Origin of the sequence: Erythrobacter sp. YT30, assembly GCF_001542875.1 — a bacterium.
GTDB lineage: Bacteria > Pseudomonadota > Alphaproteobacteria > Sphingomonadales > Sphingomonadaceae > Erythrobacter.
Genome location: NZ_LMAF01000002.1, coordinates 778327 through 794167 on the forward strand (window position 1 = coordinate 778327; position 15841 = coordinate 794167).

General features: G+C 58.0%; 14 protein-coding genes. 2 read left to right on the forward strand and 12 right to left on the reverse strand.

What is annotated here, in order from left to right; all coding sequences use genetic code 11:
- Window positions 1–30: 30 nt before the first annotated feature.
- The 7 genes from AUC45_RS08335 to pepN all read right to left on the reverse strand — a co-directional run bounded on the left by AUC45_RS08335 (window position 31) and on the right by pepN (window position 9199).
- A complete protein-coding gene (locus AUC45_RS08335; protein WP_067600979.1) occupies window positions 31–1908 on the reverse strand; it encodes a sodium:proton antiporter in 1878 nt (625 codons plus the stop codon).
- Between the two features lie 32 nt (window positions 1909–1940).
- Window positions 1941–2492, reverse strand: a complete 552-nt coding sequence (locus tag AUC45_RS08340; protein WP_067600983.1) for an adenine phosphoribosyltransferase — start codon at window positions 2490–2492, stop codon at window positions 1941–1943.
- 113 nt (window positions 2493–2605) lie between these two features.
- The gene (locus AUC45_RS08345) at window positions 2606–3460 is read right to left on the reverse strand and encodes a cytochrome c1 (protein WP_067600986.1); all 855 of its coding nucleotides are present in this window, start codon (window positions 3458–3460) and stop codon (window positions 2606–2608) included.
- A 62-nt stretch (window positions 3461–3522) separates the two neighbouring features.
- Window positions 3523–4893: a cytochrome b/b6 gene (locus tag AUC45_RS08350; protein WP_067600989.1), complete on the reverse strand. Its 1371-nt coding sequence runs from the start codon at window positions 4891–4893 to the stop codon at window positions 3523–3525.
- 55 nt (window positions 4894–4948) lie between these two features.
- Entirely contained in the window at window positions 4949–5533 is a 585-nt protein-coding gene (petA, locus tag AUC45_RS08355) for a ubiquinol-cytochrome c reductase iron-sulfur subunit (RefSeq protein WP_082701041.1), read from the reverse strand.
- Window positions 5534–5763: 230 nt separating this feature from the next.
- Complete coding sequence (pgeF, locus tag AUC45_RS08360; RefSeq protein WP_067600992.1) at window positions 5764–6516, reverse strand: peptidoglycan editing factor PgeF; 753 nt, start codon at window positions 6514–6516, stop codon at window positions 5764–5766.
- Window positions 6509–9199, reverse strand: a complete 2691-nt coding sequence (pepN, locus tag AUC45_RS08365) for an aminopeptidase N (RefSeq protein WP_067600995.1) — start codon at window positions 9197–9199, stop codon at window positions 6509–6511. The genes pgeF and pepN overlap by 8 nt, the downstream gene beginning before the upstream one ends.
- Before the next feature lie 53 nt (window positions 9200–9252).
- On the opposite strand from pepN, the gene AUC45_RS08370 reads away from it, so the two are divergent.
- Window positions 9253–10071, forward strand: coding sequence for an NAD-dependent epimerase/dehydratase family protein (locus AUC45_RS08370; protein ID WP_067600998.1), 819 nt, complete (start codon window positions 9253–9255; stop codon window positions 10069–10071).
- Here AUC45_RS08370 and AUC45_RS08375 read toward each other — a convergent pair.
- Together AUC45_RS08375 and AUC45_RS08380 are read right to left on the reverse strand one after the other, a co-directional pair.
- Window positions 10042–10962 carry a DMT family transporter gene (locus AUC45_RS08375; RefSeq protein ID WP_067601001.1) on the reverse strand — a complete coding sequence of 307 codons (921 nt, stop codon included), beginning with the start codon at window positions 10960–10962 and terminating at the stop codon, window positions 10042–10044. The genes AUC45_RS08370 and AUC45_RS08375 overlap by 30 nt on opposite strands.
- Window positions 10959–11978, reverse strand: coding sequence for a low specificity L-threonine aldolase (locus AUC45_RS08380; protein ID WP_067601004.1), 1020 nt, complete (start codon window positions 11976–11978; stop codon window positions 10959–10961). The genes AUC45_RS08375 and AUC45_RS08380 overlap by 4 nt, the downstream gene beginning before the upstream one ends.
- Before the next feature lie 50 nt (window positions 11979–12028).
- Here AUC45_RS08380 and AUC45_RS08385 point away from each other — a divergent pair, with 50 nt between their 5' ends.
- Window positions 12029–12358, forward strand: coding sequence for a GNAT family N-acetyltransferase (locus AUC45_RS08385; RefSeq protein WP_067601007.1), 330 nt, complete (start codon window positions 12029–12031; stop codon window positions 12356–12358).
- Window positions 12359–12456: 98 nt separating this feature from the next.
- Here the strand turns inward: AUC45_RS08385 and AUC45_RS08390 are convergent, their stop codons facing one another.
- Genes AUC45_RS08390 through AUC45_RS08400 form a run of 3 tightly spaced genes read right to left on the reverse strand, consistent with a single transcriptional unit; the run spans window position 12457 to window position 15808 of the window.
- Entirely contained in the window at window positions 12457–14037 is a 1581-nt protein-coding gene (locus AUC45_RS08390) for a PH domain-containing protein (protein ID WP_082701042.1), read from the reverse strand.
- Entirely contained in the window at window positions 14034–14603 is a 570-nt protein-coding gene (locus AUC45_RS08395) for a PH domain-containing protein (protein WP_082701043.1), read from the reverse strand. The genes AUC45_RS08390 and AUC45_RS08395 overlap by 4 nt, the downstream gene beginning before the upstream one ends.
- A 32-nt stretch (window positions 14604–14635) precedes the next feature.
- Complete coding sequence (locus AUC45_RS08400; protein ID WP_067601010.1) at window positions 14636–15808, reverse strand: acyl-CoA dehydrogenase family protein; 1173 nt, start codon at window positions 15806–15808, stop codon at window positions 14636–14638.
- Window positions 15809–15841: the final 33 nt, after the last annotated feature.

Sequence of the window (15841 nt, forward strand, 5' to 3'; positions counted from 1 at the left end):
TGAAGCGGCGTCCTTGTAACTGGCGGGGATTTACGCGGTTTGCGGGCCAGGAGAAGCCCGCTTGGCTGACTTTTCCGAAGACTTGTCTTCGGGGGTCTTTAATTGCGGCGGTGAAAAGGAGATGATTATGTCACCTGCGCGCGGTTCTGGCCGCGCGGCGTGGGTGAAGAATCGCAGCGTGCCGCTGGCGCGAATAAGCAGCAGCATATTGGCCGCATCGGGCAGCTTTTCCTGCGCCTGCTCAAAATCAAATTCGTCGGACAGTTTCGTCTTGCGGAACACCCAGCCTTGAAGCTGGCGCTCGTTCACATCATTGACCCCAAATCCGCTTTCAAAAAGCGCGCGCCCTCTGATGCTTTCAGGCAAGGCGGTGCGATCTTCTTCGTCGGCGCTTTCGCCCAATTGATAGACGCTGTCGCGGCCGATCTCGTGCGCGAATTCATTGCAGACAAGCGCGTTGTACGCCTCGTTATCAGTCGCAGCGACGAGTACCTGGAAAGGGGTAAGATCAAGGTTGTGCTCGGTCGCCTCGTTGAGGATTTCGCCATGATAAAAGGGCAGCCCTTCGCGGCGGGCAGCACCGAGGCTCTGCCATGAAGAATCGACCACCATGACGGGCGTCTTCAGTGCTTTCATTTCCTTGGCGAGCGCAATCGTCCACGGGGTAGAGCCAACGATCAGCAGGCCGGGACGCGATGTGCCTTTGACCCCCAGCCACCGCGCCACAGCTTCGATCGTAAAGCCATGCGCAACCACGGTTATGACAACCACGGCAAAGCTCAATGCGGTAAGCAATTGGCCGCCTTCAATGCCGAGATCGCCAAGCCTCAGCGCGAACAGGCCGGATATGGCAACAAGGACAATGCCACGCGGCGCGATCCAGGCGACAAACAGACGCTCATTCCATGGCACATTGGTGCCGATCAGTGAGATAAGCACAGTTGCAGGGCGCACGAGGAACAACAGCGCGAGCAAAAATGCGATGAGCCTTTGCCCTACGTCCTCGCGCGGGTCGAGATAGGCAAGTTCGTCCCATTTGAGCGAGGAGGCGAGTAGGATGAAAATGCCCGAGACGAGGAGCACTGCGACATTTTCCTTAAAGGGGTGAATGCTGCGAATGCTGGCGACATCGCGATTGGCCAATGTCACGCCCATGACGGTGACAGCGACAAGGCCTGCCTCATGCTCAATCGCGTTTGTCGCGACGAAGACGGCGATCACCAGAGTGAATAGCACCGGCACTTTGAGGTATTCCGGGATCGCCCCTCGCGGAAACAGGAACACGACAAGACGCGCTGCGGCATAACCGACAAGCCCTGCAAGGATGGCCGCGATGATCAGCGGCGGGACGACTTCGATTATGGACGCGTTTGGAAAATCCTGACGCCGCCGGAAAAACTCATACGCGATAACAGCGCAAAGCGCGCCAATTGGATCGTTGACGATACCTTCCCATTTGAGGATCGAATTGGGCCGTGTCTGGATGTTCGATTGTCTCAGCAGCGGGATCACGACGGTCGGCCCTGTTACGATCAGAATACCGCCAAACAGCACCGCAACGGGCCAGACTAGGCCGGCAATGTAATATCCTGCGGCCGCGCCCAAGGCCCATCCGACGAGCACGCCGATGGTTGCCAATCGCCACACCGCGCTGCCCGAGTGTCTCAATTCCCTTAGATCAAGACTAAGCCCGCCTTCGAACAAGATCAGCGCGACGCCGACGCTGATCATCGGTTCCAGCACGTCTCCAAAGGCAAGCTCTGGGTCGAGCAGGCCGGTAACAGGCCCCGCGAGAAATCCTGCCGCAAGCATGAGCACGATTGCGGGATAGCCCGTGCGCCACGCGACCCATTGGGCACCAATGCCCAGCGCGCCAACGGTGGCTATGACGAGTGCTTGCGACTCCATCTAGGTCGAACCTGTCCGAAGGGACTTCGAGGTCATTCGCCCTCGAACTCCATCAGGATATCAACCGAGAGACCATCTGCACGCAGTTTGGCAGCACCGCCCAAGTCGGGAAGATCGATTACAAACACCGCATGCTGGAGCGCTGCCCCGGCGCTCCGCAAAAGTTTTGCCGCTGCAAGCGCCGTGCCCCCGGTCGCAATCAGATCATCAACCATAACGACTGTTTCGCCCTGGCTTATGGACGAGGGATCCATTTCGAGGCGGTCTGTCCCGTATTCCAAGGCATAGTCCACACCAATGGTTTCGACAGGCAGTTTTCCCGGTTTGCGCACTGGAACGAACCCAACGCCCAGATTTGCAGCAACGGCGGCGCCGAATATGAAACCGCGCGCCTCCATGCCTGCAATCTTCTGGGCCCCTGCAGCCTCAGCGCGCTCTGACAGGAGATTGATCGTTGCAGGCAATCCCTCCCCGTGGCCGATCAAGGTCGTGATATCGCGAAACTGGATGCCCGGCTTGGGAAAATCAGGCACCGTTCGGATGAGCGCTTTGAGATCATCGGGAGATAGCTTGCCAGCGCTCATAGCGGCCTTTCAGAATGCGACACGGGTTCAAGCCGCCCACAAAGCAGAGCGCCCCACCATCCGCAAGGGGACGATGGGGCGCCTAACATGAATTGATAAAGCCTGATTGGGCCTTAAGCCTTTTTCTTCTTGCCTTTTTTGCCAGCCCAAATTTGCTTGTAGGACATGAAGGCAAGGAAGGTAGCAAAAGCCAGGAAGCCGATCACGAACCAGCCGGTTTGCTTGCGCTGCACCAGCGAAGGTTCAGCCGTCCAGGTCAGGAATGCCGCGATATCTGCAGCCATCTGCTCTGGCGTCGCTTCTGTTCCATCCGCATAGGTGATGAGATCAGGATAAAGCTGCGGCGGCATCGCGATGTTGATGTTGTAGAAGTACTCGTTGAAATAGAGGCCGCTTGGCGTCTCAAAATCAGGAGACTTCGCAACGTCTTCTGGATCGGGCTCGTTATAGCCGAGCATGAGCGAATAAACGTAGTTCACACCATCCTTGCGCGCCTTGGTGATCAGCGAGAGATCAGGCGGGAGCGCATTGTTGTTGGCAATACGAGCGGCGACTTCGTTTGGATAGGGTGAAGGGAATTGATCGGTCGGTTCACCGGGGCGCGTGGTTTCTTCACCGGTGGTCGGATCGATACCAGGTACGCTCCAGGTTGCCGCTTCAGCGCGGACTTCGGCTTCAGTGTAACCGAGCTGCTCGAGGTTGCGGAACGCAACGTACTTCATGCTGTGACATGCCGAGCAAACTTCTTTGTAGACCTGATAGCCGCGCTGCAATTGCGCATAGTCCCACTTACCCAGCGGACCATCGAAAGCGAACCCGCCTGCAGGCTGGATGTTCTCTTCCTGGAACGCGTAATAGTCGGGTTTCTCCGGCGTGGCATAATTGAAGATGCCAGGCACCATGGACCACAGCACGAGGATGCCGCACAGGACCAGACCGAAAATGATGCCTCCAAGGCGGATAGTCATGACCGAACTCTTTCTATCTATCAGGTCAAAAATGCAGGTTTGCTATCGACGCTGAGTTATTCTTACTCAGCAGGCTGAAGCGAACCGTCAGGATCCTCGGGAAGAGGCTTCACGACTTTGCCGGGATTTTCCCCGCCGCCCGACGAACCGCCGTGCTTGTCATCCGAACCCAGCACAGCTTCCGTGATTGAGAACGGCAGCGGCTTTGGAACTTCGATCTGACTGATGATCGGCAGGATCACAAGGAAGTGCAGGAAGTAATAGAAAGTCGCGATCTGGCTGATCAGAACATAGGGTTCTGCCGCCGGTGCACCGCCACAATAGGTGAGCACGAGCATGGTGACAACGAGCACCCAGAAGAACTTCTGGAACAGCGGACGATACGAGCCTGAACGCACCGGGCTCTTATCGAGCCATGGCAGGATGAACCACACCAGGATCGATCCGAACATTGCGATCACGCCGAGCAGTTTAGCTTCGATCAGCACGATACCGGTGAACGGAATGGTGAGATCGCCGGTGAACGCACGCAGGATCGCGTAGAATGGCAGGAAGTACCATTCAGGAACGATGTTCGCAGGTGTCGAAAGCGGGTTAGCCTCAATGTAGTTGTCCGGGTGGCCCAGCACGTTCGGTGCAAAGAACACGAACAGCGAGAACACGATGAGGACGAGGCCCAGGAACCAGCCATCCTTCGCCGTATAATACGGGTGGAACGGCACGGTGTCGCTTTCCTTCTTCACTTCAACGCCCGTCGGGTTTGACGATCCGGGAATGTGCAGTGCCCAGATGTGCAGGATCACAACGCCGGCAATCACAAAGGGCAGCAGGAAGTGGAGTGAGAAGAAGCGATTGAGGGTTGAATCGTTCGGCGCATAGCCACCAACGAGCCAGACTTGTAGCGGCTCACCCACAAGCGGGATAGCGCCAAACAGGCCGGTGATCACTTTCGCACCCCAGAAGCTCATCTGACCCCAGGGCAGAACGTAGCCCATAAACGCGGTCGCCATCATCAACAGGAAGATGACCACGCCCAGCAGCCAGATCATCTCGCGCGGGGCCTTGTAGGACGAATAATAAAGACCACGGAAAATGTGGAGATAGATGACGATAAAGAAGAAGCTGGCGCCGTTGGCGTGCGCGTAACGCAGTGCCCAGCCCCAGTTCACGTTGCGCATGATGTGCTCAACTTGCGCGAATGCCACTTCGGTGTTCGATGCATAGTGCATCGCCAGAATGACGCCGGTCACGATCTGAACCATAAGGAAGAAACCGGCAAGGACGCCGAAATTCCACATATAGTTGAGATTGCGCGGCACCGGATAGCCTGCACCCACCGCATTATAAATCATGCGTGGAAGCGGCAGTTTTTCGTCCATCCACTGTGTGAAGGCGGTTTTCGGTTCGTACTGTTTTGCCCAGGCGAAACTCATGTCAATCTCTCAACTTACAATTCGTCGCAGAATAGCGTGTTCAATATACGTACAATCAGCCGACACGGATGACAGTGTCGGATTGGAAGGAATATTCGGGAACGGCGAGGTTGGTCGGCGCGGGGCCTTTGCGGATGCGGCCAGCAACATCATAGTGCGAGCCGTGGCATGGACAGAAATAGCCGTTAAATTCGCCCTTGTTCTCGCCCTCGCCAGCACCAAGCGGCACACAGCCAAGGTGAGTGCAGACGCCGAGAGTGATCAAAATATCTTCGTTGCCCTCACCCAACCGCTCTTCCAGGGTGGCGGGATCGCGCATGTTGGCGCCGTCATCCGCTTTCGCAGCAGCGATTTCCTCAGGCGTCAGGCGCTTTACGAACAGGGGCTGACCGCGGAATACATCCTTGATTGCCTGACCGGGCTCAACCGATGAAACGTCCACCAACGTGGTCGATGCGGCGAGAACGTCCGCAGTTGGCGCCATTTGTGCAACCAGAGGGAACACCACTGCGGCACCACCGACACCGGCAGTGCTGATGGCAGCAATGTGGATCCAGTCGCGGCGACGTACGCCCTCTTCCGAGTTGTCTGCAGTTTCTGAACTGTCAGGAGCAGTAGCAACACCGCTTGCGTCAGCCATTGTATCAACACCCTAATCGTTTGGGCGCACAGACCATTTGGCCAGCGCGCGTAAAAGTTATTCTTTTTCACGCCATCAGGCGCGTCGTGATGTTATCCCGTGCTTTGCGCACCAACCGATGAAACTCGGTATCAGTGAATTTGCGCTGGGCGGATAACCAAGTCTGTCAAAAAGTCCAACATTGTTTTGAACATCGCCTGTTCGCTTTCGCGCAAGACAAGTCCGCAATGTCAGCCAATGGCAATCAGGCTGATTTGGCGACCATATCCCGGCTCGGCGGCAAATGATGCTCTTCTGTAGGAATGATAACGCTCGGAGTTCGCAAAAGTATCCCGCGCGGTGTCATGAATCTTTTCAATCCCGGATTTTTGAAGCGTCGCAATGACATAGCCCGGCAAATCGAAGTGCCAACGCGGGGTGCCATTTCTATCTGGCGCTGAGGCAAAATGCGGCTCGTCATCGGCTCCGAATTGCTCACGAAAAGGAGCGTCTACTTCATAGCTCGACTGCGCAATTGTCGGGCCGATTGCAGCTGCAATCCGGCTTCGGTTTGCCCCCAGTTTTTCCATCGCGGCAATGGTGTTTTCCAAAACGCCGCCATGCGCGCCGCGCCATCCGGCATGCGCCGCGCCGACAATTCCCGATTCTCGATCGGCGAAAAGGATGGGCGCGCAATCGGCTGTCACAACGCCAATTGCGAGACCGGGCTCTGCTGTGACCACAGCGTCGGCGACAGGGCGACCTTCGGGTGTATCCTCCCACGCATCTGTAACCGCAATCACATCTGGCGAGTGGACCTGATGCGGCATGACCACCGTCGAACCTTTCGCGATGGCTTGTGCCGCTCGCGTTCTTAGGTCAGCGATAAGCGCCGGATCACCCGGTCCGCCATACCCAAACTGATGAGCGCCGCGTATCGAGCCGAAAAAGCCGTGCGGCACATCACCCAGCACATCGCTGCGCTCAATATCGAAATCAGCCATCAAGCGAGCGCGAGACTTGTTCAAACGTGTCGCGCGATAGGTTGTCCGCTTTGGCAATCCGCTCAAGCTCCGCCTTCATCAGCGCAGCCCGGCCCGGCTCGATCCGCCGCCATTTGCCAAGCGGGGACACAAACCGCGCCGCCGTCTGCGGATTGATCGGATCGAGCGCGAGGATCACATCAGCAATCATGCGGTACCCCTCGCCGCTTGCATCGTGGAAACCCTTTGGATTGCCCGCAAACGCCATATACAAAGAGCGCACGCGGTTGGGATTGTTCATTGTGAAATCAGGATGCTCGGCGAGCGCCTTTACCTGATTGATCACGTCATCATGCAGAGAAAGCGCTTGCAGGGTGAACCATTTGTCGATGACGAGGTCATTGCCTTTAAAACGGTCATAGAACGCAGCAAGACGCTCCTCGCGTTCCGGGGCTTTCAGACCGGCAAGCACCATCATCGCGCCCTGACGATCGGTCATGTTGCCGGCGCTATCGAATTGTCGTGCGGCCATCCCCGCCGCTTTTTCAGGATCACTCGCTGCGAGCAGTGCGAGCGCCTGTGCCTTGACCTTGCGCGCGCCGCGCCCTGCCGGATCATCGAAGGGAACAGCCTCAGCGCGGGCGTAAAGCCCTTCAAGCTCGCGCTTCAGGACGGTGCCGAGCGTGGTCTTCAACTGTTCGCGCTCGGCATGGATCGCGCCAGGATCAGCTTTGCGCTCGCCCGAGGGTGGGCCAGCGGGCGACGAGGATGCCATCGCTTCGAATAGATAAGTCTCGCTTGGCAGGATCATCAATTCGCCGCGCATCGCATCATCAAGCTCTTCATCGGCTATGATTGCACGGAAGGCGTCTGCGATCACGCGTTTGCCGGTCGCACGCTCTTCTTCATCAAGCTCGCCCGATGCCGCCGCGACCAGATGGCCGACGCTCAATTCCTGCATTGCTTCGTATCGGGCGAACGGATCGTTATCGCGCGCGGCGAGGAAGGCGAGCGCCTCTCGCGACATGGCGCGCTCAATGATGACGGGTGCGGTAAAGCCGCGATTGATCGATACGATCGGATCAGGGCCTGTGAGAGGGAGCTCAAACGTCTCTTCAGCTTCCTTGAGCACAATTAATTGCTCTTCGCCAAGACTGCCCGTTTCGCCGCAATGCACGGCGATCCGCAGCGGGATCGGCATCGGGCCCTTGTTCGTCTGGCCCGGCGTATCCGGGATCGTCTGGCTGAGCGTCAATGTGAAACCGCGCGCGGTGTTTTGCTGGCTTACGGAGATACGCGGCGTTCCCGCCTGGCGATACCACCTGCGAAACTGCGCAAGTTGCAGTTCGGCGCCTTCTTCGATGGCCGAGATGAAATCTTCACACGTCGCCGCTTCGCCATCGTGGCGATCGAAATAGAGGTCGGTGCCTTTGCGGAAACGTTCTTCCCCCGCCATGCTGCGCATCATGCGGATGACTTCAGCGCCCTTGTTGTAGACGGTAGCGGTGTAGAAATTCGAGATTTCGCGGTAACTGTCAGGCCGGATGGGATGCGCCAAGGGCCCTGCATCTTCGGGGAATTGCGCGGCGCGCAGGATGCGCACATCCTCAATCCGTTTCACAGCTTCGCCTCGCATATCCTGACTGAAAAGCTGATCGCGAAGGACGGTAAAGCCCTCTTTCAAGGACAGTTGAAACCAGTCGCGGCAGGTGATGCGATTGCCTGACCAATTGTGAAAATACTCATGCGCAATCACGCCTTCGACAGCGTCAAAATCATCGTCGGTCGCAGTATCGGGATCGGCGAGGACGTACTTCGTGTTGAAGACGTTGAGGCCCTTGTTCTCCATCGCGCCCATGTTGAAATCGGAAACCGCGACGATGTTATAGAGGTCGAGATCGTATTCGCGCCCGAACGTCTCTTCGTCCCACTTCATCGATTGGTGGAGCGATTTGAGCGCATGATCCGTGCGGTCAATGTCTTCTGCGCGGACCCAGATATTGCATTCAACCTCGCGGCCCGATTGGGTTGTGAAAGGCCCCGAATGCGCGACCAAATCGCCTGCGACCAGCGCGAAAAGGTATGACGGCTTGGGCCATGGATCATGCCATTCGGCAAAGTGTCGGCCATCTTCCAAATCGCCTGTCTCTGTCTTGTTGCCATTGCACAGAAGGATCGGGAATTGGTCTTTCGCCCCCTGCATCCGAACGCTGTAGGTTGAGAGCACGTCGGGCCTATCGGGGAAGAACGTGATCCGCCTGAACCCTTCAGCCTCGCACTGGGTGCAAAGCATACCGTTTGAGGCGTAGAGACCCATAAGGGCGGTGTTCTTGTCAGGCTGGATCGTGGTGGTGATTTCCACCGTGTGCTTAGCGCCGGGCAGGGACACGATCAGATCGGCGCCTTCCATACGCCAGTCATCAGATGCCTCGCCATCCACACGTACGCTGTCCGCTTTCAGGCTGTCGCCGTTCAAAAACAATTCGCCACTTGGCTCGGCATCCGGGTTGCGCTCCACTTTGAGCGTCGCTGCTACCGTCGTCGCCTCGACCCCCAGATCGAAATGGAGCCGCGTTTCAGGAAGCAACCATGGATAGGGTTTGTAATCCTCTCGCCGAATGACGGGCGGTTCTTTCGGCATTGTCGCTGCATCGGCGAGTTCGGGGTTGCCTTCAGGGTTTGTCGGGGTTGTCGCGATATCCATGGGCTAGAGATTTAGGTTGATTTGCGCGCACGTCCAGCGCCACAGCATGCCGCATGGCACATTTGTTGATATTCGGGCTCGGCTACACGGCGAAACGGATCAAGGCGGCGGTGGAGCAGCCATCCAGCCAAGGGGCCTGGAGCGTCGATGCGACAGGCAGTGCAGGCAATCTTGATTTCGAGGATCGAGACGCCGTGCTTTGCGCGCTGGATCAGGCGACGCACATTCTGTCATCCGTCCCGCCCAATCGGGAAACTGGCAGCGATTCCGTTCTGGATGCCTACGGCGATGAATTGAAAGGCCGGGCGCTTTTCTACCTCTCCTCGACCGGGGTCTATGGTGATCAAGAGGGCTCTTGGGTTGATGAGGCAACACCCACTATCGCGCAAACCAGCGAGGGGCGCCGCAATGCGCGCGCCGAGGCAGACGCGGCATGGACGGAGATGGACGCGCGCGTTTTTCGCCTTCCCGGCATTTATGGCCCCGGTCGCAGCGCGCTTGACCGGGTGCGCGAGGGAAAAGCGCGGCGTATTGATCTACCCGGACAAGTGTTTAGCCGAGTGCATGTCGATGATATTGTCAGCGGCGTGGTGACCGCGCTCACACAGGATGCGCCTGCTGGCGCATACAATCTCGGCGATGATCTACCGGCGAGCGGCAATGCGGTGACCGAATACGCCTGCCAATTGCTCGGGCTTGAGCCGCCGCCAATGGAGGCGCTTGAGGAGGCCAATCTCTCTGAAATGGCGCGCGGGTTTTACATGGAAAACCGCCGCGTCGCGAACGGCAAGGCCAAACGCGTGCTTGGATGGCAGCCGCAATACCCGACATACGTTGAAGGGTTAACGAGCCTGTTTGGCTCTGAGCGCTAGGATCATTCCTACAACCGCGAGCACCATTCCGCCCGCGGTCAGCCAAGTCCATTGATACCCCTCAAACAGTGTCGAAAGCGCCATGGCGACCGAGATCGTTAGGATCGAATTATATGCCGTGCGACCAGCACCAATCTCTCGCACGAGATTATAGTGCAGCGGGAACGTAACAACTGAACCGATCAGCGCGAGATAGACGATCCCGCCCCAGTAGGCATGCGAAGTGGGCATAGGCGGAGGCCCCGCGGTGAGAAGGGCAAAGCCAAGGTCAAACACCGTCCCATAAAGCATCGCCCAGGCGAGCAGGCTTACCATCGGCACACCCCGCCCTGTCGGATTGGCCTGGATCACGTTCGCGACGGAGGCCGCCACGATGCCGAGCATGGCAAGCGCAATACCAAGCCCCGGATTGCCACCGACAACGCCTGCCTCAGGATTGCTCAGCCATTCATGCGCGAGGAGAAGCGAGACCCCGACAATCGCAACCGCGCTACCGGCAGCAAATCCGCCCTGCATTCTCTCGCCCAAAAAAATCCTCGCAAACAGGGCATTGGGCACCATCAGCAAGCCGAACATCATCGCAACAATGCCGGACGTCACGTAGAGTTCTGCGTGATAGACGAAGAGAAAATTGCCGCTGAATTGAAAGATGCCGACAAGGGCTGCGAGCATGTGCTCAGGCCGGGTGAGCTTCAGTCGGCGCTTCATCAAGAATGCGACCAGAAACAGCGCAGGTGTCGCGAGCGCAAATCGATAGAACACCGACCATGCGGCGGGCACGCCATCAATCTGGCCGGTGATCACCAGCCAGGTGGAGCCCCAGATGGTGCCCGTCAGCAGAAATGGGATGATAACGCGCGGGGTAAGGAGCGCTGCTGAAGTGGCGCTCATAGATTGGCTATTGCCTTGGCCAATGCGGTCGCATCCTCATCGCGGGTGTCCCAGGCGGTGACAAAGCGCGCCGCGTCTGCGCCCCAATCGTAGAAGGCAAAATCTTGCGCACGCAGCGCTTCGCGTTCAACTTCGCTCAAGTGCACGAACAGCTCATTGGCTTGGGCCGGGTGCATCAGGCGGTCGCCACATGCATCGGCAATCTCGGCCGCTGCCGCATTGGCGTGGCGCGCATTGTGAAGCCACAAATCGCCGTCGAGCATCGCCAGAATTTGCGCGGCAAGATAGCGGCCCTTGCATTGCAGGTGTCCGGCACGCTTGCGGCGATAGCGAACTTGGGCGGCCTGCTCTTTATCGAACAGGATCACGGCCTCTGCGCTCATCCCGCCATTCTTGATGAAACCAAATGCGAGGCTATCGACCGGGCCGCTCGCTTTCTGAGCAGCCGCCGCAGCCTCGCCTCCAAGAAACGCTGCTGAATTGGCAAAGCGAGCGCCGTCCATGTGCAGGCCGAGCCTGCGCTCTTTTGCAAACGTCCCAAGCGCTGCAAGCTCATCGGGCGTGTAAGTCCGGCCATATTCGCTCGCCTGCGTAATCGAGATCGCGTGCGGCTGCACCTGATGCACGTCGTCGCGGATGGGATCGATGAGAGCTGCAATGCCGTCTGGCGTGAGCAAAGCGCCTTCACCACTTGCCAGCATCAGCTTTGCGCCGTGGAGATAAAAGCCGGGCGCACCGCCTTCGTCGACTTCGATATGCGCCTCTTCATGGCAGACCACCGCGCCATGGGGTTGCACCATAGTGCCCAGTGCCAGGCAATTCGCCGCTGTGCCCGTTGCCACCCAAAGCCCCGCGCATTCACGCCCGAACAGATCGGTAAACCGCGCATCAAGCTCTGCCGACAGCGCATCACCATCATAGGGATTGTCGGCGCTATCAGCGTTCCGCATGGCCCCCCACACGGCAGGATGGACAGGGGCAGCGTTGTCGGAGAGGAAGGGTTTTGCATCACTCATTATGGAACGCCCATAGACCCGCTCGCATTGAAGGCAAGAAGGGAACTTTCATGATCAAGCCGGAAACCGCCGTCACCATCACGCATCACGCTCAAGGGCAAGGCGGCAAGTATGTCGCGCACGTCGAAGGCGACGATGCGCAAGGGACGCTGGAATGGGAGCCGGTTGACGGTGTGCCGCAAGATGGCGTCACCAGCGATATTCGCGTCGCAACCCACACGATCGTGCCCGATGCCATTGGCGGGCGCGGCGTGGCAGCTCAATTGGTTGAACGACTGATCGCCGATGCTCGAAGACAGAATTTCCTGATCGTTCCGCAATGCTGGTATGTCGCGAAGAAGTTTGACGAAAACCCGGATTGGGCAGATCTTCGGGCTTGAAAGTATGCCGAGCCGCCCGCTCCCTCCGCCCTTCCACCCGGATCATACTCCGGTGTGAAAATCCGGGTGGAAGGGCGGAGGGAGCGGGTGGCTCGGGCCTAGCGAACAGCTTCAAGCTCCGAAAAATCGGTCTCGGAAATAGTCTCGAGAACCTTCCTCCGCACTTCTCTTGCGCGCTCAACGGGAATTCCGGGGATGGAAAGCTCGCCACCTGCCAATCCCAAATACAGAGTCGCATAGCCGCGTAGCCGCGCGACGGGGCCTTGCGACACTTCGGCCGAATGGAGCTTTACCCGTTTGGCGAACTGGCTTTTGGGAGCGAGAACTCCGCTCATCACCATTACCTGACTTTCATCGAGAGTGTGCCGCTTGAACCGCCATGCGAGCGCCGTCAGCGCTGCTGATAGGACGGCGAGCGCCAATGGTATGGCCACGGCAAGCGCCGTCCATTCCGGCGCGTTCAGGCTCGTGGCAATTCCGGCCACCACAGCCGCGATCACGAAAAAGCCGGCATCCCAGATCATGCTGTCGGTGCGAAAAGCGCGGGTCGCTCTGTGCCATTCGGCGTTTTCGGCGGGCATATGAAAGCCGGCGACCTCAGCAATGGGTTCGATCTCGTGGAGCTTTGCAAACGGGGCGACCACATGGCTCGCTGCGCCTGCATCTTGGGCCAGACTGATGAATTTGAGATTGTGCCAGCCAAACCGAAAGCGAAACCAGCGCGTGCCGATTGTCACACCCTGAACGCGGTGGACAGGCATCACCACATCGGTTTTCGAAAAAAGGCCGCGCCGCCGCCGAAACCCGCGTGAATTGCGCTCCAAAAGGTATCCCCATTCGCGGCTGAACGTGCGGAAGAGGCCCGTCAATGAACCGACAAAAATGACCGTAATGATGCCCAATACGGCGGCGATAGCCTGCGCATTCGCGCCAAGGTTCATGATCCAGCCGCCCTGCTCCTCTGCCAAAGCGCGCCAGTATTCGACTTCCCAGATATCGACACCGAGGAAGTTATCAGCGTACTGAAACAGGCCCAAAACCACCGCGAAGGCGGCGAGCGAGAATTCGAACAGACCGAACGTGAATAGTCTGCCTGGCCCCATTGCGAAGAGAGTTTCGGCCTCTTCTTCGGTTTTGACAGATGGTGCAGATGCACCGGCATCCTCTGCATCTGCGCTCACAGGCGCATCGCGGCGTTCGCGCACAAGCTCGCGCAGAGCCTCGCCATCCTCTAGCTTCAGGTAAGCGAGCGCCAGATCATCTGCCCCGCCAGCGCCGGTTTCAAATTTCACTGCGGCAAGGCCGAACAGTCGCGGGAAGAACGGTTGTTCAAGGCTCACATCCTGTATCCGCTCATACGGGACGGAACGCGCAGCCCGGCTCAATATGCCGCTTTCAACGCGGATGTCTGCTTCACCGATTGTGTAGGTGAGCTTGCGCCAGCGCAGATAGCTCATCACGCCGCCAAGAACGATAATGATCGCGCCAATAACTGCGCCGATCATAAACCCATAATCTGTGCGGGTTCCAAAAGCCGCTGCAAGAGCGGGAAAGATAGCATTGCGCACCGCTGATAGCCCGCCGACCACCACGCCGAGAGGTGCTGTGCGTTGCGGTTCGGGCACGTTTTCCTGCGCGGCAGGCTTGGCCCTCACCGGGACCGAAACAGAAGCGCTCACAGGCTTTCCCGTTTGATATGAGCGCGGATTTCTTCGCGCATGTCCTTAGCAAGTTCGTGATTGAGGCCGGGCAATTGCACCGAAGCGTTATGACTGCCAGCCGTGTGCACCGTTAGCGTCGCGATGTTGAAGAACCGCTCAATCGGGCCCTGATCGACATCGATATGCTGAACCCTGCCAAACGGGACAATTGTATCCGAATGCCACAGGATCCCGCGCACGACGCGCAGCCTGTCTACGCTGATCTGATACCCGCGCGCTGCATAACGGCGTGTAGGGATGCGGATGATCCAAAAGGCGCAGGCGATCAGAACCACAAGGCCGACAATGCCTGAAGGTATTCCAAGCTCCGGCACAAAAACCGCCTCAGCCATAAGCGCACCGAACAACAGCGGCACCGAAGACACCATCGCAGTCAGCCGCAGAGCGGGAACATAATTGGGATCGAGCTTGGTCAGCTCGGTCTCATCATTCACCTCCCCGATCACAGAAGGCGAAGCAGGCTTGTCAGAGCCCAATCCAGCCGAAAGTGGCTCAGGAGACTGCGAAGGGATAGTTGTTTCCATATGTGCTAACTTGGGTAAGTCAGCAGCGCAGATCAAGACGCTCGCTGGTTAAACCGCCGTCCGATCATGGCGCTCGCAATATTGGTTTTCTGAACATCAATCGCGCCGCCCGCGATCCCCCAGGCGTATGCATCGCGCAGGCGCTGTTCCATGCCGTATTCGGTGTGATAGCCATAGCCGCCCATAACCTGCATGCCGAGCGCTGCAACATCGCGGACAATCTCATTGGCAAAGCATTTGGCAAGGCTGCTTTCATAGACGGTGGGGAGGCCATCTTCCTGCGCCGAAGCATTGATCGCCGCGCGATGGATCAAAAGGCGGGCTGCGTCCACTTTCATTGCCATATCGGCGAGCTTTAGTTGCACCGCCTGAAAATCGACGATGGGTTTACCGAAAGCCTTGCGCTCCTGCGTGTATTCAAGCGCCTGTTCCAGCGCGCCCGCCGCAACACCAAGGGACTGCGTCGCATTCCCGCAGCGCTCAAGGCCAAAAGCGCTCATCAACTTGCCGAAACCGCCCGCGCCGATGATCACATTTTCGCCAGGCACTTTGACATTATCAATCGCGAAATCGGCGGTGGGGATGCCGCGAAAACCCATCAGCTCTTCGCGTTTGCCAAATTGCATCCCTTCCATATCCCGTTCGAGCAGGATCGCGCCAATGCCCTTTGCGCCGGGATCATCGGAGAACCGCGCATAAGTGACGTAATAATCGGAATGGCCGCCCCCACTTGTCCAGCGCTTATAGCCGTTGACCACAAAACCGTTGCCGTCAGGTTCGGCCTTCGTGGTGAGATCGGTCAAAGCCGTTCCCGCGTCTGGCTCCGACATGGAGACAGCGACGATCTTCTCGCCTTTGATCACTTCGGGAAGCACGCGCGCTTTCATTTCGGGGGAGCCAAAGCGGTCGATCGTCCGCACTGGGCCGGTGAGCGCTTCGAACACAGGAAACGCAACCGCGTTAGAGACTTGCGCAAACTCTTCCAGCACCAGCAAGGCTTCGAGATGGCCAAGGCCCAGCCCGCCATATTCTGTCGGCAAGTTCACGCCCAGAAAGCCCATCTCGCCATAGGTTTTCAGCATGTCGTGCGGGACCGGATAGTCCTTCACTTCCATATCGCGGGCAAGCTCGGTCAGTTCGCTTCGCGCAAATTTGCGTGCGGTTTCTTTCAGCTCGCGCTGGTCATCAGTCAGTTGGAAATCCATCGCTCATCTCTTTCAGGCAGGGCTTTTCCCGTC